This window comes from Bacillus mobilis, assembly GCF_001884045.1.
In the GTDB taxonomy this organism is placed as follows: domain Bacteria; phylum Bacillota; class Bacilli; order Bacillales; family Bacillaceae_G; genus Bacillus_A; species Bacillus_A mobilis.
Window position 1 is genome coordinate 1 of the sequence record NZ_MACF01000087.1, and the last position, 209, is coordinate 209.

Consider the following 209-nt stretch of genomic DNA (forward strand, 5'->3'; position numbering starts at 1 on the left):
ACTGTAGATACAAACAAAGTCGGCGAACAAAAAGTGAAAGTAAAAGTAACAGATAAAGATGCGGATACGAGCGAGAAAGAAATTACAGTAAATGTTATCGATGTAAAAGACAATATTGAAGTAAGTAAAGAAGATATTGTTGATGGTAAAGTAAAAGAAGATAAGATTGATAAAACAAAAATCATCGAAGGCCTTAAAGAAGAAGATAA

The 209-nt window shown here is 30.1% G+C and carries 1 pseudogene; it reads left to right on the forward strand.

The features are described 5' to 3' along the window. Nucleotides 1-209, forward strand: a pseudogene (locus BAQ44_RS30865) (hypothetical protein); the annotation flags it as partial.